The sequence below is a fragment of the Arthrobacter sp. P4_F10 genome (assembly GCF_056401435.1).
Window position 1 is genome coordinate 110901 of the sequence record NZ_JBFUJJ010000005.1, and the last position, 23796, is coordinate 134696.

A 23796-nucleotide genomic window follows, 5' to 3' on the forward strand; every position below is an offset into this window, starting at 1 on the left:
ACGCCGGCCTCGCCCGGCCGCCTACCGCCGGCCGGCGTGCAGGGCCAGTTCGAGTTCGAAGCGCGCCGTTGGATCCTCGAGGGCGTCGCCGAAGAGCTCGCGCAGCTGCGCGGCCCGGTAGCCCACGGTCTGCGGGTGGATCCCGAGCTCGGCGGCCACAGGTGCCCGCTGGCCCCAGTGCCGCAGCCAGGAGAGCAGCGTTTCGGCGAGCCGCTCGCGTTGCGCGGGCCGGAGCCCTTCGAGCGGCGCGAGCCGCCGGGTGGCCAGTTCGGTGATTGCCGAGGGCTCCGCTCCGAGAATCACCTGCGCCAAATGCTCGTCGGCCCAGATCGGGGGATCGTCCGGCCCTTCGCGCGGAGGCAGCGCCGCGGCCGCCAGCACGGCCAGCCGCAGTGAATCCGGAACCCTCTCCCAGCCGCCGGACGGCCCCACGGAGGCGCCGCGCCCCTTCAGGGCACGGTCCAGGTCCTCCCGGGCGGACTGCGATTTCCGCGCCGGAACCAGGGCCACGACGTCGGTCTCGCGCTCAATCACTAGGGTGCCTGGACCGAGGCGCAGCCGCAGCCCGGCTGCCCGGTCCAGCGGAAGCGTCACCACCGCCATGCGCTGGGGCAGGGACCAGTCCGCCATCGCCGCCGTCTGGCGCAGGGCCGCCTCGTCGGCCTGGCCGAGCAGGAGCAGGTCCAGCAGTTCTGTGCGTCGCCGGTCCACCGCTCCGGCGCGTTCGGATTGTTCAAAGGCGTAGGCCTCGGCGCTGACCGCCGACAGCTCATCGATGTACGCGAGGATCGATTCGCCCAGATCCACCACGACGCCCTGGCCCAGGTGGTGTTCCACGGAAACCTTGGACATTTCCCGGAAGGTCACGCGGGCACCCATCCGGTAGGCGCTCAGGAGCGCGTCCATGCTCCGCCCCTGCCGGAACTCGCCGCTGCCCAGCCCGGCCACCAGCTCCCGGCTTTCCTCGGACAACGCCGGCAGCCGGGTCCCGGGCAGTTGCAGGAACCGGTCCAGCGCCGCGGCCACGCCCCTTCTCAGGCCCCTGCCGAAGCGCCCCTCAATCGGCCTGGCGTACGCCGGAACGAGCTGGGGGACGGCCTCGATGATCGCCTCGACGATGCCGGGCATCCTGGGACGCAGCATGTCGCTGACCTCCCGCGGCAGGGCCAGCCATGGCGGATCGTAGGCGGGGGCGGGGCCGGCGGGCTCCCTGGCAGGGGATGCGTTCATGGACAATCCGATGAGTTGTTGCGGCGGGATAGTTTTCTCGAGTCGATCGTATGCCTTGGGTGAAGAAGTATGGCCCAATCTGACATAAGCTTGGTGAATGATCCGGCTCCGTAAGCTGGCGCGCGCCGCATCTCTACTGACCACCCCCCTAGCTCCAGAAGACATTCTGTCGCTGTTCAATCCTGTGTTTTCCGCCCGCCAATTGCGCGGCGTGGTTACCAAGGTGGTTCCAGAAACGGCCGATTCCGCCACCATTTTCTTCCGTCCCGGCCGCGGCTGGCAAGCGCATCTTGCCGGCCAGTGGGCCCGTATTGGCGTCGAGCTCGACGGCGTCCGCCACTGGCGGTCCTATTCGCTCAGCGCCCCCGCCGGACAGGATCCGGCAATCACCGTTACCGACATGGGCGCCGTCTCCGGGGCCCTCGTGCGCGGCACCAAACCGGGCGACGTCCTGTTCCTGGCGCCTCCGCAGGGCGACTTCGTCCTGCCGGAACACCCGCGCCCGCTGCTCATGCTCACAGCCGGCAGCGGAATCACGCCGGTGATGTCGATGATCCGCACCCTCGTGCCGCACCGCCCCGACTCCGACGTCGTCCTGATCCATACCGCCCGCACCGCCGCGGACACCATCTTCCGTGAAGAACTCGCCGAGCTCGCCGACCAGTTCCCCAACCTGCGCGTCACGCACTGGTTCACCGGGGAGCGCGGACGGCTGGACTTCACCTCTGCCGCCGACCTGGACCGGCTGTGCCCGGACTGGCGCCAGCGCGCCGCCTACGCATGCGGCCCGGAAGGCTTCCTCAACGACGCCGAGGCGCTGTGGGAAGCCGAAGCCGAGGACGCTCAGCAGGCCGCGGCGGCCCGGGCGGGCACCCTGACGATCGAACGCTTCAGCACCAGCCTCGCCGGCGGTGCCGGGCACGACGGCGGACTGGTCACCTTCGAGGCCTCCGACCGCGAAGTCGAGGCAGACGGGGACACCCCGCTGCTCGATGTCGGCGAGGACGCCGGCATCCTGATGCCCAGCGGCTGCCGCATGGGCATTTGCCACAGCTGCCTCATCCCGCTGCGTGCCGGCCAGGTCCGTGACCTTCGCACGAACGAAGTGCACGGCGAGCCCGGCCAACTAATCCAGACGTGCGTGTCGGCAGCCGCCGGCCCCGTTAACCTCGACCTCTGAGGAGTATCACCGCATGACGATTGTTTCCAACAAACCGGATATTTCCGACAACGACGCCACCGCCGCAGGCGGTACAGACGGGTCAGCCGCCGGCGCCCCAGCAGCAGAGGTGCGAACGGCCGCGAAGACGCGGCCCGGCGCCCTGGCCGAGACCGGCAGCCCGTTGCTGCGCCCGCCCGCGGCCGCCCACCTCTCCGACGAGCAGGTGGCGGAGCTGGGGCGCGAACTCGACGCCATCAAGGACGACATCCTCGCCAAGCGCGGCGCATCTGACGCCGCCTACATCCGGCGGATGATCAAGATCCAGCGCGGCCTGGAGCTCTCCGGCCGTGCCCTGCTGCTGGTCAGCAAGAAGAAGCCCGCCTGGATCGCCGGCACCACACTGCTGAGCTTCGCCAAGATCCTGGAAAACATGGAACTCGGGCACAACATCCTGCACGGCCAGTGGGACTGGATGCGGGACCCGGACATCCACTCCACCACGTGGGAATGGGACTTCGTCACCCCCGCACGCTCCTGGCAGCACACCCACAACGATCTCCACCACCGCTGGACAAATGTGGTCGGCAAGGACAACGACATCGGATACAACCTGCTGCGGATGGATCCGGACCAGGAATGGACGCCCTTCAACCTGGGCAATCCGCTCTACAACGCACTGCTGGCACCCGTCTTCGAGTGGGGCATCGCGATCTACGACCTCGAACTGGTGGACTACAAAGAGGGCCGGAAATCCAAGGAAGCCCTGACCAAGGACCTGAAGGCCCTCGGCCGCAAGGCCCTGACGCAGTTCACCAAGGACTACGCCGCCACGCCCGCCGTCGCCATGCTGACCGGTTCCGGCAAACAGGCCCTCTACGGCACCCTGACCGCCAACGCCGTCCGCAACGTGTGGGCGCACGCGGTGATCTTCTGCGGCCACTTCCCCGAAGGCACTGACACCTTCACCGAGGAAATGGTGGAAGGCGAGACCCGCGGCGACTGGTATGTGCGCCAGATGATCGGCTCGGCCAACATCTCCGGCTCCAAGTTCATGCACCTCATGACCGGCAACCTCTCGCACCAGATCGAGCACCACCTGTTCCCGGACCTGCCCTCGAACCGCTACGCGGAAGTGGCACCGAAGGTGCAGGAGATCTGCAAGCGCTACGGACTGCCGTACACCACGGGTCCGCTGCTGAAGCAGGTCGGTTCCACGTGGGCCAAGGTCTTCAAGCTGGCCCTGCCTCCGAAGAAGGCCTAGCCGGCCGGGCCCAACTTCCAGGGCCCAGCGGCCCGGTTTGAACGCCGGGTTTGAATGCCGGGTTTAAATGATTGACCAGAGGGGCGTCTGCCATCGCGGCAGGCGCCCCTCTGTCGTGCGCCCCCTCCGTTGTAACGGCGTATGCGGGCCGGGGGCTCAGGACTTGCTCGCCATCCCAAGAACGTGGGCAAGCCGCGGGTTGCCGGGGAGGACCGAAAAGCCAAAGCGCTCGAGGCCCTGCACGGTGAGGCCGGCCCCGGCGATCACGGCGGCTGTGTCGCGGTTCGGGTGGCAGCCGCCTGCCACCCGGCTCCATAGCGGGGTGACCAGGTCTTCGGCGGCGCCCAGGACGCGGTGTGCGGAGCGGACGTGTTCATAGAACAGCAGCAAGCCGCCGGGGCGCAGGACCCTGACCACCTCCGCCAGCGCGGCGGACTGGTCCGCCACGCTGCACAGCACCAAACTGGAGACGACGACGTCCACCGAGGCGTCCGCCGCCGGCAGCGCTTCCGCCACGCCGTCTTTCACCCTGACAGGCACCGGTGCCTTGCTCGCGGCGGCGAGGGCCAGCCCCCGGAGCGTGGGGTCCGGTTCGAGGGCCAGCACACCGGTCACCGCTGAAGGGTAAAACGCGAAGGTGGCCCCGTAGCCCGCCCCGATTTCGATGACGACGCCGTGAGCCGCTGCCACGAGCCGCCGGCGGTGCTCCGTTGCCCCGCGGGCATCCATCCGCGGACCCACGCGGGCATAGGATCTCCCGAAGGATGACTCGCGGCGGCTGGTTTCCGGCATGGGGGCGTCCTTGCGGTCAGCCGACAGCGGCCGGGTTGAGCTTGAGCCTGCGCAGCAACTGGGCGTTGAGGGCAACCACAATGGTCGACGCCGACATCATCACGGCGCCCGCGGCGGGGGAGAGGACGATCCCCGCGAAGGCGAGGACCCCGGCCGCCAGCGGCACCGAGATGATGTTGTATCCGGTGGCCCACACGAGGTTTTGCCACATCTTCCGGTAGCTCGCCTTGGACAGATCCAGCATCGACAGCACGGCCCGCGGATCGTTGCCGGCCAGGACCACGCCCGCGGATTCCACTGCCACATCCGTGCCGCCGCCAATCGCGATCCCCACCTCCGCCCGTGCCAGTGCGGGGGAGTCGTTGACGCCGTCGCCCACCATGGCCACTTTCAGTCCGCGGCCCTGCAGTTCCGCCACCTTCTTGTCCTTGTCGGCGGGGAGGACCTCGGCGAACACTTCATCGATGGCAAGTTCCGCGGCGACGGCGTGCGCCACCTGGCGGGCGTCGCCGGTGACCATGGCCACCTTGATGCCGCGTGCCTGGAGGGCCCGGACGGCCTGGCGGGACTCGGGCCGCACGGCATCCTCGAGGCTGACAGCGCCCACGACTGTGCCGCCGTCGACGATGTGGAGCACCGCCGCGCCGCGCTCCAGCCAGGCGCCGGTGGTGGCGGCCAAAGACCGCGGTTCCTGCAAACCCAGCTCCCGGAGCAGGGCCGGGCCGCCCACCTGGACCGTGCGGCCATCGACCGTGGCGCGGACTCCGCGGCCGGTCAGCGAGGTGAACCCGTCCGCCGTCGGAATCTTTAGTCCCCGGTCCCGGGCGGCGGCAACGATCGAGCGGGCCAGCGGATGTTCGCTGTCCGCCTCCACGGCGGCCGCGAGTCCAAGCACTGCGTCCTGGCCGGCTGCTGTGCCCGTGCCTGCGGCGGCGACCTCCTTGAGCTCCGGCTCGCCCCTGGTCAGGGTTCCGGTCTTGTCGAACAGCACGACGTCGACTGTCCGCATGCGCTCCAGCGCCATCCGGTTCTTGATCAGGACGCCCGCCCGGGCCGCCCGCTCAGTGGAGATGGCGATGACGAGCGGGATGGCAAGCCCCAGCGCGTGGGGGCATGCGATCACGAGCACGGTCACAGTGCGGGTGACGGCGTCGGTGACGCTGCCCATCAGGGTCCAGAAGATGAAGGTCAGGACGCCGGTGCCGGCGGCGAAGTAGAAGAGGAACGCCGCAGCCCGGTCGGCGAGGGCCTGGGCCCGGGAGGAGGATGCCTGTGCCTCGGCCACGAGGCGCTGGATCCCGGCCAGGGCGGTGTCCTCGCCGATGGCTGACACCCGGACCCGCACGGAACTGTCCGTGGCGATGGTACCGGCCACCACGGGATCACCGGGTGTTCGCAGGACGGTCTTTGATTCGCCGGTGATCATCGATTCGTCGAAGTCGGCCTGGCCGTCGCTGACCGTGCCGTCGGCCGGCATCCGGCCGCCGGGGCGGACCAGGATGGTGTCCCCGGCGCGGAGCTGGGAGACGCTGACAGTCTCCAAGCCGGCGTCCGTGACACGTTCCGCCTCATCGGGCAGCAGCGCCGCCAGGGCGTCCAGTGCGCCTTGGGCCGAGCCGAGGGCGCGCATCTCGATCCAGTGGCCCAGCAGCATGATGGGGACCAGCAGCGCCAGCTCCCACCAGAAGTCGAGATCGAAACCGCCGATGCCGAGGCTGGTCACCCAGGAGGCGATGAAGGCGACGCTGATGGCCATGGCGATCAGCAGCATCATGCCCGGCTTACGGGTCTTCAGTTCATTGAGCCCGCCCTTGAGGAACGGCCGGCCGCCGTAAAGGAAGATCACCGTACCGAACACGGGCGGGATCCAGGCAGAGCCGGGAAAGGCGGGAGGTGCGTAGCCCAGGAGCTCCGCGAACATGGGGCTGAAGAAGAGCACCGGCACGGCCAGGGCCAGCGTCAGCCAGAACCTGTCCCTGAACATGGCGACGCTGTGCCCGGCGTGTTGGCCGTGGCTGTGCACGGTGTGGTCGTCCCCGGCGGAGCCTGCGGTGGCAGGGACGGCGGCGGGGGAGGCGCCCGGCTTCGCAGCATGGTTACCGTGCGGCGTCGGGTGCGTGCCTTGATTCTGGATGCCCTGGTCCGCGCCTGGGCTGCTGTGCCGGTGTTCCATGGTGCGTGCTCCTGAAGGAAGTTCAGTCATCTGCGGCTACGCCAAAGATACCCCCGGGGGGTATCTTTGGCAAGAGCTTATCTGTTTCAGCGGACCTGGATGACACGCATCATCCCGCGCGCCGCGGCCTCCGCGGCGTCAGCTGATCAGCAGCCCCAGCGCCTCGGCCAGGTGGCCGACCTCGCGGACCGAAAAGCCCGCGGGAACCGGGCCGTGCCCGTTCGGGCTGGCCGGCACCACGGCATGGGTGAAGCCGAGCCGGTGCGCCTCCTGGATGCGCTGATTAATGCCGGGCACTGGACGGACTTCGCCGGCCAGGCCCACCTCGCCGAACGCTATCAGCCGCTGGGGGAGCGGCTTCCTGGCCTTGGCGGAAGCCACCGCCAGGGCCACGGCGAGGTCCGTGGCGGGTTCGCTGAGCTTGACCCCGCCGACCGTTGCGACATAGGAGTCGTCCTTGTGCAGCAGGCAGCCGGCGCGCTGCTGCAGGACGGCCAGCAGCATGGCCACGCGCGAGCTGTCCAGTCCGCTGGTGGCGCGGCGCGGCTGGGAGCTGGCGCTCTCGGCGAGCAGCGCCTGCACCTCGGCCAGCAGCGGGCGGCGGCCCTCCAGCGTGACCGTGATGCAGGTTCCCGAAACGGGCTCCTTGGTCCGTGAAACGAACAGTCCACTGGGATCGGCGAGGCCCTCGATGCCGTCCTCGTTCAAATCGAAGCAACCGACGTCGTCGGTAGGTCCGTAGCGGTTCTTGACGGCGCGCAGCAGCCGCAGCCGCGAGTGCCGTTCGCCCTCGAACTGGCAGACGACGTCCACGAGGTGTTCCAGCAGCCGGGGCCCGGCGATGGAGCCGTCCTTGGTCACGTGCCCGACCAGCAGCGTGGTCATGTTGCGGCGCTTGGCCGCGGCGATCAGGGAGGCCGCGACCTCGCGCACCTGGGACACCCCACCGGCGCTGCCCTCGACGTCGGCGCTGCTGAGGGTCTGCACGGAGTCCACCACCAGCAGCCGCGGTTCCAGCTTCTCCACCTGCCCCAGGGCCTGCCCGAGGTCCGTTTCGGCGGACAGATACAAGGATTCGGCCACGGCGTCGATCCGGTCCGCGCGGAGCTTGACCTGGGCGGCGGATTCCTCACCGGTGATGTAGAGGACGTCCTGCGCCGTGCGGGCGAACTTGGCCGCGACATCCAGCAGCAGCGTGGATTTGCCCACCCCGGGTTCGCCCGCGAGGAGGATGACGGCGCCGGGCACCAGCCCGCCGCCGAGCACGCGGTCGAGTTCATCCACCCCGGTGGGCAGGAAAGCGGCAGTGGTGGCGTCGACGTCGGCGATCCGGCGGGCCGGTTCAAGGACCGTAGTGGCCGCCGTCGTCCGGGCGACGGCGGTGCCGGTCTCCTCCACGCTGCCCCACGCCTGACACTCGCCGCAGCGGCCCACCCATTTGGCCGTAGTCCAGCCGCATTCGGCGCATTTGTAGCCGGGTGCCTTCGGCCCCCGGGAAGTCTTCGTAGCCATTGGTCCACACTATCGGGGCCCAGCGACAACCAAGGGCGCCGGCGGTGGGGTCAGCAGTGCCAGGGCGGGCTACAGCGGGGGAAGAATGTCCCGGGCTTCCTTGGAATCCAGCCCGGCGGCCTCCAGTAGGTCCACCATGAGCGGGCGGAACAGCATGACCACCGTTTCGCCCTCAAGCAGCTGGACGTCCAGCATCCGCGGATGCAGGCGGACGGCGATCTCCCGCAGCTCGGACCGGGCCGTGCGCAGGTGGGCGCGGCGGGCGCCGTCGTGGACTTCCGCCAGGCCGCGCGAGAGCTCGTCAACGGCGGCGGCCGTCTCCTGCAGGACCTCGGAAATGTTCTGGGTGGCCTCGTCCGAGAGCGCCGCATGGTTGATGGCGCTGGTCAGGCGGCGCGCAAAGACCCGGCTGTTGCGCAGCGCGAGGTCGATGTAGTCCAGTGACTGCTCCATATGGTCCAGCTCTTCCCGGTGCCGCCGGTAGGCGGGGGCCAGGGTTGCCACTTCGCCGGAGGCGCGCAGCGACTGGCGCATGGCGTCGACGAGGGGCTGGCAGTTCCGGCCCCGGATGAGGGCATGCCAGGCCTGGGTGGAGTCGCTGTAGCTCAGCGCCGACGCGCATTCCCGCAGCACCTCGGCGAGCTCGTGCAGGAGCTTCTTGACGTCACTGCGGGGTTCGCGCCGGGGGTCCTTGGGAACGAGGATGGTCACCAGGAGCGCGAATACCCCGCCCACCACGGCGTCGATGCTGCGGGTGAAAGGCCCCCCGAGGGGCGCGGGCAGGAGCACCACGAGCACGGACTGCAGGCCCAGCTGGGTGGTGAAGATCGTCCCGCTGTCCAGGAACCTGGCCAGCAGGATGGAGAAAAGGAGCACGACGGCGGCCTGCCAGATTCCGGAGCCCAGCCAGTGCAGCAGCAGGTCCCCGACCACGATTCCGATTGTGCAGCCCATGCCCACCTCGATGACGCGGCGCAGCCGGGGGTCGCGGGAAAACCCGAGGGCAATCAGGGCTGACGTCGCCGCAAACAACGGCGCGGAATGGCCCAGGACGTATTCGGCGAACGCGTAGGCGCCGACGGCGCAAGCGGTCATCTGGATGGCCGGGACCAGGGAGTTCCGGCTCCGGACAAAGCCGGTCCGGACCCGGCCGCGCAGGAATCGTGCGCTTGCGGTGAGTCCAGTCGCGGAGGCCATGCCCTCCAGTCTATTTGCTGCCCGGGGGCGGCCGTTCGCGGCAGGCCGTTCGCGGCAGGACGGAGCCCGGGCCAATCAGCCGGGACAGCACCCGCCATCACACTGAAGCCGATACGACTGTGACGCACAGAACACAATGCCTGCCCGGCATATGTAAGCCAATAGCCCTGCGTCGTTAACCGGCTGTTCACTTTGGTCCGCAATTCTCTTTACCTGGGCCACCTACGGTCGGTAAAGGTACAAACCGTACGCATCCCTGCGGGCCTTCTCCTGGCCCGGCACTCACAGCCCTGGAAGGGGTACAACTCAGTGAAGGCACTCCGCTTCGGCCGCAACGCGGCTATCGCTGTAATCGCCGTCGGCGCACTCGCGCTGACCGCCTGCGGTTCGGACAACGCAACCAACACGGCCCAGACCACGGCGCCGTCCGCCTCGGGTCCCGCGGTCACCGGCACCCTGACCGGTATCGGTTCTTCCGCCCAGGGCGCAGCCATGGATGTCTGGAAGACCAACTTTGCTTCAGCCAACCCGGGCGCCAATGTGCAGTACTCCCCGGACGGTTCCGGCGCCGGACGCAAGGCGATCCTTGACGGCTCGGCCCAGTTCGCCGGCTCGGATGCCTACCTCAAGGATGAAGAGCTCGCCAGCTCCAAGGAAAAGTGCGGTCCCGACGGGGCCATCGACATCCCGGTCTACATTTCCCCGATCGCCGTGGCCTTCAACCTGCCTGGCATCATGGACCTGAAGCTTGACGCTCCCACCGTTGCCAAGATTTTCCGCGGCGAGGTCGCCAACTGGAACGACCCCGCCATCGCGGCACTGAACCCGGGCGTCACGCTTCCGGACCTCAAGGTCACCCCGGTGAACCGCTCCGATGACTCCGGCACCACCACCAACTTCACGGACTACCTCGCCGCCGTCGCCCCTGAGGTTTGGACCGACAAGGCCGCCGGCATCTGGCCCGCGAGCCTGAAGGGCGAGAACGCCAAGGGCACCTCCGGCGTCGTCAAGACTGTCACCGACACCCCCGGCGCCGTGACCTACGCCGACGACTCCGCTGTGAGCGGCAAGCTCGGTACCGCGCAGATCAAGGTCGGCGACTCCTTCACGAAGATCTCCGCCGATGCCGCTTCCAAGGCAGTCGACGAGGGCAAGCCGGTTGAAGGCCGCAGCGCCAACGACCTCGCCATCAAGCTGGACCGCACCACCACGGTCGCAGGCGCCTACCCGATCGTTCTGGTGTCGTACCACATCGTCTGCACCACCTACGACACCCAGGCCACCGCTGACCTGGTCAAGGCGTTCGTCAAGTACGCCGCTTCCGACGCGGGCCAGCAGTCCGCCGCCGACGCCGCCAAGTCGGCGCCGCTGTCCAAGACCCTCCAGGACAAGGCAATCGCTGCCGTCGAAACCGTCAAGGCCAAGGCCTAGGGTTACGCTGCACCGCGAGGCATAGTGGAAACACGAGCCTAATCAAGGTTCCCTGCATCATGGCGGCCGTCACCGGCGGCCGCCATGGAGCAGGGAACCGACGCGTTTGTTCCATACATCAAGATTTGCCGGGCGCCGGCCGCGGGGCTTTCCGCAGCCGGCAGCCGGATCCCGATCCAAACCGAAGGGCCGTGAAGTGACCACCACCTCCCTGACCAAGTCCCGGGGCGCAGGCCACGTCGGTGACAAAGTCTTTTCCGCAGCCACCTTGGCGGCAGGGTGTCTGATCCTCGTCGTGCTCTTCGGCGTGGCACTGTTCCTGGTTATCCAGGCGTTCCCGGCCCTCGTGGCTTCGCCGGACAAGATCCAGGGCGGCGAAGGATTCTTCACCTACATCTGGCCGCTCGTCATCGGCACCCTCATCGCATCGGTGATCGCCCTCGTGATCGCGACGCCGATCGCGATCGGCGTCGCGCTGTTCATCTCGCACTTCGCACCTCGCAAGCTCGCCTCCGGCCTGGGCTACGTGATTGACCTGCTCGCAGCAATTCCTTCCGTGGTTTACGGTGCCTGGGGCGTTGCGTTCCTGGCCCATGAAATCTCCCCGGCCTACAACTGGCTGGCCAACAACATGGGCTGGCTGCCGATCTTCCAGGGTCCCGCTTCTGCCACCGGAAAGACCATCCTCACGGCCGGGATCGTGCTCGCCGTCATGGTCCTGCCGATCATCACGTCCCTGAGCCGCGAAATTTTCCTGCAGACCCCCAAGTTGCACGAAGAGGCCGCGCTTGCGCTCGGGGCCACCCGCTGGGAGATGATCCGGATGACCGTGCTGCCGTTCGGCCGGCCCGGAATCATCAGCGCCGTGATGCTGGGACTAGGCCGGGCCCTCGGCGAGACCATGGCCGTGGCGCTGGTCCTGTCCTCCGGAGCCCTGACCGCCAGCCTGATCCAGAGCGGCAACCAGACCATCGCCGCCGAGATTGCCCTGAACTTCCCCGAGGCCAGCGGGCTCAAGGTCAGCACGCTGATCGCCGCCGGCCTGGTGCTGTTCGTCATTACCCTCGGCGTGAACATGATTGCCCGCGGGATTATCACCCGGCACAAAGAATTCTCGGGAGCCAACTAAATGACCTCCACCCTGACTCCGGTACGCAAGCGCTCGGCACTGACCAAGGGCCAGCTGCCCAAGGCTGCGCCGTACATTGTCCTGGCCGTTGCCCTGGTCCTCGGCGCGGCGATCCTGGCGCTGATCGGCTTCAATGCCTTCGGCTGGGCAATCGTCTCCGCCATCCTCTTCGCCGCCGGCCTGGTGGGCTGGAGCCTGGTTGTGGAAGGCGCCCGCAAAGCCAAGGACAAGCTGGCCACCTGCCTGGTTGTGGGCGCCTTCCTGGCTGCCCTGCTGCCCCTGTTCTCGGTGATCTGGACCGTGCTGGTCAACGGGCTCCCCGGGCTCCTGGACCCCGGATTCCTCACCACCTCCATGAACGGGGTCACCGGCGCCTTCGACAACAAGACGGTCGAGGAAGGCGCCCCCTTGCTGGGCGGCATCTACCACGCGCTCATGGGCACACTGCTGATTACGGTGCTCGCCACCATCATCTCGGTCCCCGTGGGCCTGCTGACCGCGATTTACCTCGTGGAATACGGCGAGGACCGCGCGCTGGCCCGGGCCATCACCTTCTTCGTGGACGTCATGACCGGCATCCCCTCGATCGTCGCCGGCCTGTTCGCCGCGGCCGCCTTCTTCGCCGTGGTCGGCCCGGGCACCAAGACAGGCGCCGTTGCCGCCGTCGCACTTTCGGTGCTGATGATCCCGGTGGTGGTCCGCTCCAGCGAGGAAATGCTCAAGATCGTGCCGAACGAACTCCGCGAGGCCGCCTACGCCCTCGGCGTCCGCAAGTGGCGGACCATCCTCAAAGTGGTCCTCCCGACGGCGATCTCCGGCATCGCGTCCGGCATCACCCTGGCGATCGCCCGCGTGATCGGCGAAACCGCACCGATTCTGGTCACCGCCGGATTCGCTACCACCATCAACACCAACGTGTTCAGCGGCTGGATGGCCTCCCTGCCGACGTTCATCTACACCCAAATCCTGAACCCCACCTCGCCGTCCAACCCGGATCCGTCCTCCCAGCGGGCCTGGGGCGCGGCCCTGGTGCTCATCATCCTGGTGATGCTGCTCAATCTTGGCGCCCGCCTGATCGCCCGCATGTTCGCCCCCAAGACAGGCCGCTAGGCCACCGCCGCGCCCGCCGCCCATACCTCCAGCAAGTGAAGGAACACCATGTCTAAGCGCATCGACGTCAAGGACCTGAACGTCTACTACAGCAAATTCCTGGCCGTCGAAGACGTCAACATCAACATCGAGGCCAAATCCGTCACTGCCTTCATCGGCCCCTCGGGCTGCGGCAAGTCCACCTTCCTGCGCACCCTGAACCGCATGCACGAGGTCATCCCCGGTGCGAGGGTTGAGGGCGAGGTGCTGCTGGACGGTGACAACCTGTACGGGCCCGGCGTTGACCCGGTCACGGTCCGTTCCCAGATCGGCATGGTGTTCCAGCGACCCAACCCGTTCCCCACCATGTCCATCCGGGACAACGTGCTGGCCGGCGTGAAGCTGAACAACACGAAGATCTCCAAGGGCGAGGCCGATGTCCTGGTGGAGCGCTCCCTGCAAGGGGCGAACCTGTGGAACGAGGTCAAGGACCGTCTGGGCAAGCCCGGCTCCGGACTCTCCGGTGGCCAGCAGCAGCGCCTGTGCATTGCCCGCGCTATAGCCGTGGAGCCCCAGGTGATCCTCATGGACGAGCCCTGCTCCGCCTTGGACCCGATCTCGACGCTGGCCATTGAGGACCTCATCAACGAGCTCAAGGACCAGTACACGGTGGTGATCGTGACCCACAACATGCAGCAGGCTGCCCGCGTGTCGGACAAGACGGCCTTCTTCAACATTGCCGGTACCGGCAAGCCGGGCAAGCTGATCGAGTTCGGCGACACCCCGACGATCTTCAGCAACCCGACCGAGAAGGCCACCGAGGACTACGTCTCCGGCCGCTTCGGATAACCGGCGAGGCCCTTACAGGCGGGCCACCGGCGAGAGCGCCAGCTGAAGGACGAACGCGGCGCCGGCGGTGGCAATCGGGGTCAGGACCCAGAACGCCAGGATGCGGATCACCAGCCGGCGGTTGGTGTCCGGGAAATTCTGGTTGGCGCCGGCGCCGAGGGTTGCCGCCGTCACCGTGTGCGAGGTGGAGACGGGCCAGTGCAGCCCGATCGCGCCCACGAGCAGCATTACCGTGCTGAACATTTGCGCGACAAAGCCGCGCAGGGGGTCGATCCGGGTCAGCCGGTAGCCGATGGTGTACGAAATCCGCCAGCCCCCTGCCAGGGTCCCGGCAGCCATCATGACGGCCGTCAGCAGGGCCACCCAGACGGGCACGGATCCGCCGTCGGAGAGCCCGGCCGCGAGCAGCGCCAGGATCACCACCGCGCTGGTGCGCTGGCCGTCCTGCAGCCCGTGGCCGAAGGCGACGGCGCCGGCAGCGATGGCCTGGGCCCGCCGGGAGCGGGTGTTGACGACGTTGGGCGGCGTGTAACGGCCGGCCCAGCCGGCAGGCCAGACCAGCAGGAACGACCCGACATATGCGATCACCGGTGAGACCAGCAGCGGGATCACCACCTGGGACAGGAGCGAGGCGTCAACGCCCGTCACGGGGTTACCGCCGACGGCGACGCTCGCGACCCCCGCCCCGGCGAGCCCGCCGACCAGGGCGTGCGTGGAGGACGCCGGGATGCCGCGCCACCACAAGTACAGGCCCCAAAAGATAGCGCTGAGCAGCCCGGCCAGGAGGATCGTCAGGCCGTTCGTGCCCGGCGGCAGTGACAGCCACGCCTGGCTCACGGCCAGCGTCAGGGCGGCGCTGAGACTGGCGCCGATGAAGTTGAACAGGCTTGCCAGCAGCACCGCCACTGTTGGAGTCAGCGCCCGCGTCCGCACGGCCAGGGCCACCGACGAGGACGCATCCCTGAAGCCGTTGAGAAATGCGAAGACCCCGGCGCTGAGCAGCACCAGGGCAAGGAAGAACATCACCACGTCAGGATTCCTTGACGATGATGCTGCCCACCTGCGTGGCGATCCGGCGCATGTCCTTCGTGACTTCCACGAGCTGGTTCGCGACATCGCGGTTGCGCGCGTACTGCATCGCCTTCATCTCGTGGAGCATGTCCGCGACCCAGACCCGGTGAGTGCGTTCGGCACGTTTGGCCAGGCGCAGGATCTCGATCCAGTAGTCCTCAAGGTCGTCCAGATTGTTCAGCTGCCGCATGGCCTCGACCGTGAGTTCGGCCTGGCGGCTGATGATTTCCAGCTGGTCCGCGGCGCGTTTGGGCAGCCGTTCGAGCTTGTAGAGGGACACGAGCTCGGCGGCGGCGTCGAGCTTCTCCATGGCCTCGTTGAGGAAGCGGGACAGCGTGTACATGTCCTCGCGGGGCAGCGGGTTTACGAAGCTGGTCCGCATGTGGGTCAGGAGGGCAAAGTGCAGTTCCGCCGATTTGGCCTCATGGTTGTGCATGTCTTCCACGAGCCGGGCATGCTCACTGGCCGGGGCGCCGAGGATCTCCGAGAGTGTGCCAGCCGCCAGCACGATCTGGCGCGCCATCTGGGAGAGCAGGTTCAGTCCGGCGGACTCTTGCGGGAACAGGCGCAGCTTCACGTGGTGTCACCGGTCTTCCGAAGAGGGGCTCGCGGGTGGAGTCGGCCGGCCGTGTGACTTGACGGAGACCAGCGCATACGCATTACCTTACCGTCCGTGTTGGGCCCGGACCGGCGGGACGCGGCATATGACGGCGCAGGCAGGAACGCATCTAAAAGGGCAGCTCAAACGGCCGCTAATAGGGCAGCTAAAAAGGACATGAAAATGGTGCCGAACCGGATACGCCTCTCGGCGGTAGGCCGCTCTAGGCGGCTAAATGTTGAAGCCCGGGGGTTTCGCGGTTCGGCACCGCTTTCAGTTTTCTACGTAGGTTCTTGCAAGTCAACATTGACAGCCTGCCCCTGCCGTGCGTGGCCGCCGGTGGTGCGGGCCCGGCGGCCGGGTGCCCGCCGCCCGGCCGGCTGGCCCTTCAGTCCAGTTCGCCGAGCCGCCACGCATTGGCGGCGTGCTCGAGGTCTTCGGCCGTCTTGACCAGAAGATGCGAGTTGCGGGTGAGCTTGCTGGCGTGGTTCTCGTTGCTGTGCTCGGCGTTGTCGGCAAGCGTCGCCTGGCCCAGGGCCACCACGCGGCAGAATGCGGCAGAACGTTCCAGTGCGACGTCGAATTCGCCGTCGAACGCCCCGGAGAGAATGGCGTCCGCCATGGACTTCATCTCATCCGCGCCGGGCGGTTCGGCGGCGCCGGCCACCACATGCGAAACCTGGGCCGTGTCCTTGCCCGCCTTGAAGTAGACGGAGATCCGCTCGGGATCCTGGATGGTGGCGGCCCGCAGGGCGTACAGGCGCCAGAGCGCGCCGGGGAGGGACCGGGCGGGGCTTTCGGCCCACATTTCGGCGATCGCTTCCAGGCCCTGCTCATCGGCAAGCTTCACGAGCCGCTTGGTGACTTTGGGATCGTCACTGTCGCGGCCGCGGCGCACCAGCGCCTGCGCGGCCAGATGGGCCGCCTCCGAGACTCGGGCGGGATCGGCCCCGCCGGCGAAGGGCTCAAAGTCGATCGGCGCGAAGGGTTTCGGCTTGTGGTGCCGCGGGGCGGGGGCGCTTGATCCTGCTTGCTCGCTCATGCCCCCACGCTACTCCAGTGCCGCAAGGGAATCGAGGATGGGCCGGCGCTGCTGCCGGTGACGCCCGGACCGACGACGACGCCGGTCCGGGCAATGTGAAAAAAGCCGGCCCAGGTCTGGGGTACAGTGTTAACGTCCAGAAATGGACTGGGCTGAAACGCGCCGCAGCAGCGGATTTATCCGCTGGTTCGGAGCTATCGGCTGGGGCCTTTAGCTCAGTTGGTAGAGCATCGGACTTTTAATCCGTGGGTCGTGGGTTCGATCCCCACAGGGCCCACTCTTTAGCGAAGAGTGGAAAAATCCCCGGTTTCCTGGCAACAGGAGGCCGGGGTTTTTTGTGCCCGCCGTCGGCCTGGATTGCACGGCAGGCTACTTACCAGTTCCGCTAGGCTTGGCGGATGGACTCCCACGGCGCCTCCGGATATTGGTATGGCCCCGATGGCAGCCTGGACCCCCCTGCGGCCATCCTGCAGGCTCTCCGCGACTATCGGATCTCGGAGGTGGCGACCAGGCGGTCCACCCGCGATTCGATGGGGATGGGCGAGACGGACCTGCTGGCCCTGCGCTACCTGCTGCGGGCCAAGGCGACCGGCGAACGGGTGGGGCCGAAGGACCTCAGCCGCGTCCTGGGCATCACCACCGCTTCCACGACGTCGCTGATCGACCGGCTGGTGGCCAGCGGGCATGTCCGGCGCGAGCCGCACCCGACCGACCGGCGCTCGCTCGTGATCGTGCCTACGGTGGAGACGGATTCCGAAGTCCGCGCCATGCTCGGCCACATGCACCGGCGGATAATGGAGGTGGCCGAGTCCATGAGCGCCGAGGACGCCTGGGTGGTCATTACGTTTCTGCGCCGGATGGGCGCGGCCATTGGCGACGAGCGGCGCAACTAGCTCGTTTAACTATTCATATGTATGCTTACTACTTGATTTTCGACATCAGACGAGAGTAGGCGACGTGGCTGAATCCGCAACCCTTGCCGGGAACCCGGCAACGGTTCCCTCGCCCTGGGCCCCGCTGCACTGCGGCGCACCCATGCAGTGGCGCTCGCCGGAGCCGGGCGCCATGTCCTCCTACTCGTTCGGGCCAGCCGACCCTTCCTTGGCCCTCCCGGCTGTGTGGCGCTGCCCCTGCGGTTTCCAGCTGGACGGTGATTTCCAGCCGAACGGTGATTTCCAGCTGAACGGTGATTTCCAGCCGAACGGTCTCGAACAGGATCACGCGGGCGTCAGTCCCTCAATCTCGCGTTGAGGGCCGGGCCGGCACCAGCGCGGTAGGGGAGGCCACAGGGAGCCGGTCCGCGGGACTTTCCGGCAGCCCTGATTCCGCGTCCAGGGGAAACGTCACGACGTCGCCGGAGCGTTCGTGGGCGACGTGCAGCAGGCCATTGCGGACCAGGTGGTGCCGGGGCCAGTTGCCGCCGCTGGGGACATCGGCCACCGGACGCAGCGCCGCGCCTCCGGCCCCCACCTCCAGCACACTGACCCGGTTCGAGCCACGGACGCCCACGTAGGCGTGCCTGCCGTCGGCCGCCAGCGCGATCTCGGCCGCCGAATCTCCCGGCAGCGCCCCGCCGGCGGTGGCGGACCCGACGAAACCGAGCCGGAAGGCCCCGGACTCCGGCGACAGCCCGGCCACGGCAACGTCAATTGAATACTCGGTCACCACAAAGACGTTGCCGCCCGGGTGCTGGACCAGGTGCCTGGGGCCGCTGCCCCGCGGCAGGACCACCTCATGGTCCAGGACCGGTCCCAAAGCCAGCCCCGGCCCGGGGCGGACCTTCCAGATCCGCAGGAGGTCGTGGCCTAGATCGGTGGTCATCACCCGGCCGTCGGCCAGCATGAGCGCGGCGTGGGCGCGGCTTGGCCGCTTTTGTTGTTCGGGGGCACTGCCGTCGGGAGCGTCACCGTAGGGGTCGCGTGATTCCGTCGCGGCGGTCCGGGCCGTGATCCCGCCGTCGGCGTCGAGCCCATAGAACAACACCTGGCCGTCGCCCCAGCAGCACACCACGAGGAACCTGCCGGAGGGCTCGACGGCGACATGGCAGGCCGCCTCACCGGCCGGCCATGCGGGGCCCGCGGGCTCCAGGCCAAACGCGCCGTCCCGGCGGTAGGCCCGGACAGTCCTGGCCTGCTCGGCCACGGCGTAGACCACTTCAAGTGAGGGGTGTACCGCCAGGAAGGACGGAGAGTCGGCCGCCGCTGCGACACCGAGCCAGTGCAGGGTGCCGTCGGCCGCCGTGGCAACCGCGCCGATCCCCGCGCCGCTGCCGCCAGAGTCTGCCGTGTAGGAGCCGGTCCAGATGAGGCCGTGTGCAGGGATGGAGTCCATGCTGACATCCTGCCAGCCGCCCGGCCAAGGTGCGGCACCCCAGCAAACAACCGTCCCAAACAAACGTCACGAACCGCAGCAGCAATCACCGCGGGCCCAATCACCTGGGAACCTGCGCCTTCGGTAGCATGGGGGAGTCCGAGCAACTGCAGCAAAAGGAGGTGGGTCCCGTTCACGCAAGTCCAGAAAGGGTGCCCTCCCAGCGCCGGCTGCGGCCAGCTCACGGTGAGGGCGTCTGACACCCGACCGAAAGGCGCTCCCATGCCAGCAATCCGCCATCTTTCCCCGCACGAGACCCTCACGGCCAGGCTCCGTGCATCCGGCTGCGTGTTTGCCGAAGACGAAGCCCGCCTGCTGATCGACGCAGCCCCGACGCCGGAGGCACTCGAGGCGATGGCCAGCCGGAGGGTTGCCGGCCTGCCCCTGGAACACATTCTCGGCTGGGCGGAGTTCTGCGGATTCCGCATCGCGGTCGATACCGGAGTCTTCGTGCCGCGGCGCCGGACGGAATTCCTCGTCCGGCAGGCCGCCGCGCTGCTGGACACCTGGCGCATAGTGCCCGGTCCTGGCCGCGCGGCGCCCGTCGTCGTCGATCTCTGCTGCGGATCCGGTGCTGTCGGCGCGGCGCTTGCCGCGCTGGCCGGCCCCGCCGAACTCCACTGCGCGGATATCGACCCCACGGCCGTGGCATGTGCACGCACCAACGTCCTGCCACTGGGCGGGGAGGTCCACGAAGGCGATCTCTATGCTCCGCTCCCCGCTGGACTTCGGGGGCGCGTCCGGTTGTTGGCCGTCAATGCCCCCTATGTTCCCTCGGCGGACATTGAAACCATGCCACAGGAGGCGCGCGTGCATGAGCCGCGGGCCTGCCTCGACGGCGGCGCCGACGGGCTGGAGGTACAGCGGCGGGTCGCCGCCGGCGCGCGGGAGTGGCTGGTGCCCGGCGGCCATGTGCTGATAGAGACCAGCCGCCGGCAGGCCGCACAGACGGCCGGAATATTTCGCGGGCACGGGCTGGCGGCCCGCGTTCTGCGCTCGGAGGAGCTGGGGGCGACGGTGGTGGCCGGCGCGCTGGTGCGTTCCGGCGGGCGGTAGCTGCCCGAGGGAGGCTCAGGCGGTCCCTGCCGGGAACGCCTAGGGCAGCTTGTCCCCGCCCACACTGGTGGCCGGACCCGCCGGGGTGGCGCCGCCCTCGTCCGACCAGTCCTGGCCGTGCTGATCGGTGAGCGCCGGGTCGGAATGGACATCAGGGGCCACAGTCACGGGCGTTCCGGGCGTGGCTGTGCCCTGCGTGGGCGCGGAGGTGCTCCCGTGTCCGGCATCGCGGTGAACGGCGGAGCTGATGACAGTACCCGCGCGGCGGGCGGCCTCGCCGAGCTGCTCGGAGACCTCGGGGGCTTTATCCTTGAGCGTTTCGGTGGCCGCGGCCACCTTGTCCTGGACGGGCTTGCTGCGCCACAGTTCTGCACTCCGGGCTTTGAGCTGGTCATAGGCGGCGCGGCCGGACCTGGATCCCAGGACATATCCTGCTGCCACTCCGATGCCGAAAAGAAGTTTGCCTTTCATGCTGTACTCCTGCTCCCTGACGTAGGTGAAAAGTAGACGTTTCTGAACAGGGGTGGCGGGGCCGACTCAAGCGGTCCGCAGGCCACCTTCCCTGTCAAAGTAGTGCAAAAAACCGGCCCCGGGAATATCCCGGGACCGGTTTCCGGTCAGTCTCCGTGTTAGCGGGCTGAGCGCTTGCTGATCATGCCGTAAACGAGCAGGACGATGATCGCACCGCCGATGGCCAGCAGCCAGGTCGACAGCGAGAAGAACTCATTGATGCCCACGCCGAACAGTGCGCTGCCGATGAATCCGCCCAGGAGGGCGCCGACGACGCCGAGGATCAGGGTGATGATAATGCCACCGCCCTGACGGCCCGGGAGGATGGCCTTAGCGATTGCTCCGGCGATGAGGCCCAGAATCAGAAATGCGAGAAAACCCATTTTTTCGTTCCTTCTTCTTTCATAGAGGAGGCACCCGGATCGCCGGGTGCGCTTCATCCTTCTGCCTCAATACTAATCATGCTTAGTATCAAAGAGCCACCCGGCCTGTCGTGGGTTTGAGCGGCGGGGTGCCAAAACAGCCAACTGTGGCCGGACGATTCACGGAAGTTCATGCCGTGTGCGGGCGTTGTTCGGGCGTCGTTCAGTTGTTCGGTAGTCCAGTTGTTCGCTGGGATGCCCGACGCCTACCATGCGTAGTCTTCGGGGGCCGTGCGGTGGCCAGGGAAAATCTCGTCAAGGCGCTTGAGTGCGTCGGCGTCGAGCTTCAGCTTGTGCGCCCTGATGGAGCCTTCGAGTTGATCGAGGGTACGCGGGCCGATGATCGGAGCGGTGACTGCCGGCTGGTGGAGCAGCCACGCCAGGGCCACGTCCGCCGGGTCCTGACCCAGTTCGGCGGCGAAGTCCTCGTATCGCCGGATCTGTTTCTGGTGCGACTTGAGCGCATCGAGGGCGCGGCCCGCGATGCGGCGGACGCCGTCGGCCTCATTCTTCAGCACTCCGCCCAGCAGGCCACCGTGCAGCGGCGACCATGGCAGGATCCCCAGTCCGTACTGCTGGGCGGCAGGGATGACTTCCAGTTCCACGCCCCGGGTCAGCAGGTTGTAGATCGACTGTTCGCTGACCAGCCCGTAGTAATTCCGGCGGGCGGCGGTTTCCTGGGCGCGGGCGATGTGCCATCCGGCGAAGTTGCTGCTGCCGGAGTACAGGATCTTGCCCTGCTGGACGGCGACCTCGATAGCCTGCCAGATCTCCTCCCAGGGCGTGTTCCGGTCCACATGATGGAACTGGTAGAGATCGATGTAGTCCGTCTGCAGCCGTTTCAGGCTGGCATCGAGCGCCCGCCGGATGTGCAGGGCCGAGAGCTTGGACTCGTTGGGCCGGTCCGTCATGGTGCCGAACAGTTTGGTGGCGAGCACCGTGCGTTCACGGCGCTCGCCACCTTGGGCGAACCAGCGGCCGAGTATTTCCTCCGTCCACCCGCGGTGGCTCGAGCCGCCGTACACGTTGGCGGTATCGACGAAATTGATGCCGGCGGCCTGGGCGGTGTCCAGGATGGCGAAGGCCTGGGTCTCCTCGGTCTGCGGGCCAAAGTTCATGGTCCCCAGGCACAGGCGCGAGACCGTCAGGCCGGAGCGGCCAAGATGCGTGTAGCGCATGAAGCGTTCCTCTCCGTCCTGACCTCCTCTGCCCTGACGTGTTGCGGGGTTTCTCCGAAGGCGTGCCAGCGCGTGCCGCCGCCGCTCCGGAGGCTGGGCTCAGCGCTCCAGGCGGAACCCGAGCTTGATGGTGACCTGCCAGTCGGCGACCTGCCCGTTTTCAAGGTGGCCGCGGATCTCCTTGACTTCGAACCAGTCAAGGTTTCGGAGGGTCTTGGCGGCCTCGGCGATGCCGTTCCGGACGGCCGCATCGACGCCCTCGTTCGAGGTTCCGACAATTTCAGAAATGCTGTAAGTGTGATTAGACAACTTCGCTCCTCGTGATCGCCATCGATTCCCGGCTGTGGGCCGTTCCTGCAGACTAGCCGACTGAACCCGGCCGGACTAGGGGTTTGTGCCCGGAGTCGGGAACCCCGGGAGGCGGACCCGGCAGCGGGCGTTTGGCCTGCCGCGGCAGGGCGTCCGCCCGCGGCCTGATCCGGCTCACCACCCAGGGCAGCATGTAGTGCGCCACCCAGGCCAGGTCACCGGCCCGGGCTTCCCGCCAGTTGCCCGGCGGCATGGGCTTGGGCTCCAGCGGCCGCAGGCGGTGTGGCACGCTGAGCGTGTCCAGGACCATGGCCGCAATGGTGTGGTGCCCCAGCGGCGAAAAGTGCAGGCGGTCCGGGTCCCACATCCGCGGATCGCTCAGTTGCCGCAATGCCCACAGATCAGCGATAACGACATCGTGCCGGGCGGCGATGACGCGGATATGTTCATTGAATACCGCGACCTTCCCCCGGATGTGTCCGAACACGGCCGTCTCGCCCCAGTCCGGGCCGGTGAACAGGACCACCGTGGCCCCGGTGGCCGAGAGTGCCGCCACGGCGTCGTCGAGCGCGGCGGCCATCCGGTCCGGATCGCCGCGATGGAACACGAGATCGTTCCCGCCGGCTGAGAGGGTGACAAGGTCCGGCTTAAGGCTCAGGGCCGGTCCGAGCTGCTGGTCGAGAATTTCGCGCAGGACCAGTCCGCTAATGGCAAGGTTTGCGTACCCGAACTCGCCGCGGCCCTCACCGAGTTCCTCGGCAATGCGGTCGGCCCACCCCCGCATGCCGCCGGGGCTCAGCGGTTCCGGGTCGCCGACGCCAGCCGTAAACGAATCCCCCAAGGCGACGTACCGGCTCCAGGGCCGCGAACGCCGGATGCCGGAATGCCCTTGTGCGGAGCTCTGATCCCCTGAATGCCACGGCCCCGCGGCGGGGATATTGACGCCGGTATGGCCGGCGTCCGGTTCAAGGAACCTGGCGGCGTTCACATCACCAGCATTACGCCGATATTCCATGCCGCGCTAGGTACTTATGCCCCTAGCGAGGCATCCTGGAGGCGTCCGCGCCCGCACCGCGCCCCTCGGCCGCCAGGCGGCCAAAATACTCAGGGGGGTATGATGTGAAGCCCGACGCATCGAACCGGAGGAACCAATGGAACTCGATCCCACCGACATGAAGCCTGTCATCAACCGGCTTCGCCGCGCCCAGGGACAGCTCGCGGCAGTCACCAGGATGATCGAGGAGGGCCGTGACTGCAAGAGCGTCGTGACGCAGCTGGCCGCCGTCTCGAGCGCCCTGGACAAGGCGGGATTCTCCATCATCGCCACGGGTCTGCAGCGCTGCATGCAGCAGGACGACCCCACTCTGGACCGGGCCGAGCTCGAGAAGCTCTTCCTCTCGCTCGCCTGAGCCGGG

General features: G+C 67.8%; 24 protein-coding genes and 1 tRNA gene. 11 read left to right on the forward strand and 14 right to left on the reverse strand.

What is annotated here, in order from left to right:
• Window positions 1-21: 21 nt before the first annotated feature.
• Complete coding sequence (locus AC1DR1_RS07765; RefSeq protein ID WP_476966056.1) at window positions 22-1230, reverse strand: PucR-like N-terminal domain-containing protein; 1209 nt, start codon at window positions 1228-1230, stop codon at window positions 22-24.
• A 97-nt stretch (window positions 1231-1327) separates the two neighbouring features.
• Here AC1DR1_RS07765 and AC1DR1_RS07770 point away from each other — a divergent pair, with 97 nt between their 5' ends.
• Window positions 1328-2410: a ferredoxin reductase gene (locus AC1DR1_RS07770; protein WP_229995123.1), complete on the forward strand. Its 1083-nt coding sequence runs from the start codon at window positions 1328-1330 to the stop codon at window positions 2408-2410.
• 13 nt (window positions 2411-2423) lie between these two features.
• Complete coding sequence (locus AC1DR1_RS07775; RefSeq protein ID WP_229995122.1) at window positions 2424-3653, forward strand: fatty acid desaturase family protein; 1230 nt, start codon at window positions 2424-2426, stop codon at window positions 3651-3653.
• A 156-nt stretch (window positions 3654-3809) separates the two neighbouring features.
• On the opposite strand, the gene AC1DR1_RS07780 is transcribed toward AC1DR1_RS07775, so the two are convergent.
• The 4 genes from AC1DR1_RS07780 to AC1DR1_RS07795 all read right to left on the reverse strand — a co-directional run bounded on the left by AC1DR1_RS07780 (window position 3810) and on the right by AC1DR1_RS07795 (window position 9327).
• Window positions 3810-4445, reverse strand: coding sequence for a class I SAM-dependent methyltransferase (locus AC1DR1_RS07780; RefSeq protein ID WP_229995121.1), 636 nt, complete (start codon window positions 4443-4445; stop codon window positions 3810-3812).
• Between the two features lie 16 nt (window positions 4446-4461).
• The gene (locus tag AC1DR1_RS07785; protein ID WP_229995120.1) at window positions 4462-6618 is read right to left on the reverse strand and encodes a copper-translocating P-type ATPase; all 2157 of its coding nucleotides are present in this window, start codon (window positions 6616-6618) and stop codon (window positions 4462-4464) included.
• A gap of 138 nt (window positions 6619-6756) precedes the next feature.
• On the reverse strand, window positions 6757-8130 hold the full coding sequence (gene radA / locus AC1DR1_RS07790) for a DNA repair protein RadA (protein WP_229995119.1): 1374 nt from the start codon (window positions 8128-8130) through the stop codon (window positions 6757-6759).
• Between the two features lie 69 nt (window positions 8131-8199).
• The gene (locus AC1DR1_RS07795) at window positions 8200-9327 is read right to left on the reverse strand and encodes an FUSC family protein (protein WP_229995118.1); all 1128 of its coding nucleotides are present in this window, start codon (window positions 9325-9327) and stop codon (window positions 8200-8202) included.
• 309 nt (window positions 9328-9636) lie between these two features.
• Between AC1DR1_RS07795 and pstS the strand changes: the two genes are divergently transcribed.
• From pstS to pstB, 4 genes are all read left to right on the forward strand, one after another.
• A complete protein-coding gene (pstS, locus tag AC1DR1_RS07800) occupies window positions 9637-10758 on the forward strand; it encodes a phosphate ABC transporter substrate-binding protein PstS (protein WP_229995117.1) in 1122 nt (373 codons plus the stop codon).
• Between the two features lie 196 nt (window positions 10759-10954).
• Window positions 10955-11887 carry a phosphate ABC transporter permease subunit PstC gene (gene pstC / locus AC1DR1_RS07805; protein ID WP_229995116.1) on the forward strand — a complete coding sequence of 311 codons (933 nt, stop codon included), beginning with the start codon at window positions 10955-10957 and terminating at the stop codon, window positions 11885-11887.
• Window positions 11888-12997, forward strand: a complete 1110-nt coding sequence (pstA, locus tag AC1DR1_RS07810; protein ID WP_229995115.1) for a phosphate ABC transporter permease PstA — start codon at window positions 11888-11890, stop codon at window positions 12995-12997.
• A gap of 48 nt (window positions 12998-13045) precedes the next feature.
• On the forward strand, window positions 13046-13825 hold the full coding sequence (gene pstB / locus AC1DR1_RS07815; RefSeq protein ID WP_229995114.1) for a phosphate ABC transporter ATP-binding protein PstB: 780 nt from the start codon (window positions 13046-13048) through the stop codon (window positions 13823-13825).
• 12 nt (window positions 13826-13837) lie between these two features.
• Here the strand turns inward: pstB and AC1DR1_RS07820 are convergent, their stop codons facing one another.
• The 3 genes from AC1DR1_RS07820 to AC1DR1_RS07830 form a co-directional block, all read right to left on the reverse strand.
• Window positions 13838-14848 carry an inorganic phosphate transporter gene (locus AC1DR1_RS07820; protein WP_476992477.1) on the reverse strand — a complete coding sequence of 337 codons (1011 nt, stop codon included), beginning with the start codon at window positions 14846-14848 and terminating at the stop codon, window positions 13838-13840.
• Between the two features lie 7 nt (window positions 14849-14855).
• Complete coding sequence (locus AC1DR1_RS07825; RefSeq protein ID WP_229995113.1) at window positions 14856-15473, reverse strand: DUF47 domain-containing protein; 618 nt, start codon at window positions 15471-15473, stop codon at window positions 14856-14858.
• Window positions 15474-15882: 409 nt separating this feature from the next.
• Window positions 15883-16536 (reverse strand): hypothetical protein, encoded by a 654-nt coding sequence (locus tag AC1DR1_RS07830; protein WP_229995112.1) that lies wholly within the window; start codon window positions 16534-16536, stop codon window positions 15883-15885.
• A gap of 204 nt (window positions 16537-16740) precedes the next feature.
• Here AC1DR1_RS07830 and AC1DR1_RS07835 point away from each other — a divergent pair.
• From AC1DR1_RS07835 to AC1DR1_RS07845, 3 genes are all read left to right on the forward strand, one after another.
• Window positions 16741-16813 (forward strand) — tRNA-Lys (locus AC1DR1_RS07835).
• 121 nt (window positions 16814-16934) lie between these two features.
• Window positions 16935-17429 (forward strand): MarR family winged helix-turn-helix transcriptional regulator, encoded by a 495-nt coding sequence (locus AC1DR1_RS07840; protein WP_229995111.1) that lies wholly within the window; start codon window positions 16935-16937, stop codon window positions 17427-17429.
• Between the two features lie 64 nt (window positions 17430-17493).
• Complete coding sequence (locus tag AC1DR1_RS07845) at window positions 17494-17787, forward strand: hypothetical protein (protein WP_229995110.1); 294 nt, start codon at window positions 17494-17496, stop codon at window positions 17785-17787.
• On the opposite strand, the gene AC1DR1_RS07850 is transcribed toward AC1DR1_RS07845, so the two are convergent.
• The gene (locus tag AC1DR1_RS07850) at window positions 17773-18867 is read right to left on the reverse strand and encodes a lactonase family protein (RefSeq protein ID WP_229995109.1); all 1095 of its coding nucleotides are present in this window, start codon (window positions 18865-18867) and stop codon (window positions 17773-17775) included. The two genes, AC1DR1_RS07845 and AC1DR1_RS07850, sit on opposite strands and share 15 nt — an antisense overlap.
• Before the next feature lie 261 nt (window positions 18868-19128).
• Between AC1DR1_RS07850 and AC1DR1_RS07855 the strand changes: the two genes are divergently transcribed.
• Window positions 19129-19962, forward strand: a complete 834-nt coding sequence (locus tag AC1DR1_RS07855) for a putative protein N(5)-glutamine methyltransferase (RefSeq protein ID WP_476992420.1) — start codon at window positions 19129-19131, stop codon at window positions 19960-19962.
• Between the two features lie 39 nt (window positions 19963-20001).
• On the opposite strand, the gene AC1DR1_RS07860 is transcribed toward AC1DR1_RS07855, so the two are convergent.
• The 5 genes from AC1DR1_RS07860 to AC1DR1_RS07880 form a co-directional block, all read right to left on the reverse strand.
• Complete coding sequence (locus tag AC1DR1_RS07860; RefSeq protein WP_229995107.1) at window positions 20002-20433, reverse strand: YtxH domain-containing protein; 432 nt, start codon at window positions 20431-20433, stop codon at window positions 20002-20004.
• 158 nt (window positions 20434-20591) lie between these two features.
• A complete protein-coding gene (locus AC1DR1_RS07865; protein WP_018774889.1) occupies window positions 20592-20855 on the reverse strand; it encodes a GlsB/YeaQ/YmgE family stress response membrane protein in 264 nt (87 codons plus the stop codon).
• 245 nt (window positions 20856-21100) lie between these two features.
• Window positions 21101-22072, reverse strand: a complete 972-nt coding sequence (locus AC1DR1_RS07870) for an aldo/keto reductase (RefSeq protein ID WP_229995106.1) — start codon at window positions 22070-22072, stop codon at window positions 21101-21103.
• 99 nt (window positions 22073-22171) lie between these two features.
• Window positions 22172-22381, reverse strand: a complete 210-nt coding sequence (locus AC1DR1_RS07875; protein ID WP_011690139.1) for a dodecin — start codon at window positions 22379-22381, stop codon at window positions 22172-22174.
• Between the two features lie 52 nt (window positions 22382-22433).
• The gene (locus AC1DR1_RS07880; protein WP_229995105.1) at window positions 22434-23369 is read right to left on the reverse strand and encodes an SGNH/GDSL hydrolase family protein; all 936 of its coding nucleotides are present in this window, start codon (window positions 23367-23369) and stop codon (window positions 22434-22436) included.
• 163 nt (window positions 23370-23532) lie between these two features.
• On the opposite strand from AC1DR1_RS07880, the gene AC1DR1_RS07885 reads away from it, so the two are divergent.
• Window positions 23533-23790 carry a metal-sensitive transcriptional regulator gene (locus AC1DR1_RS07885; RefSeq protein ID WP_229995104.1) on the forward strand — a complete coding sequence of 86 codons (258 nt, stop codon included), beginning with the start codon at window positions 23533-23535 and terminating at the stop codon, window positions 23788-23790.
• Window positions 23791-23796: the final 6 nt, after the last annotated feature.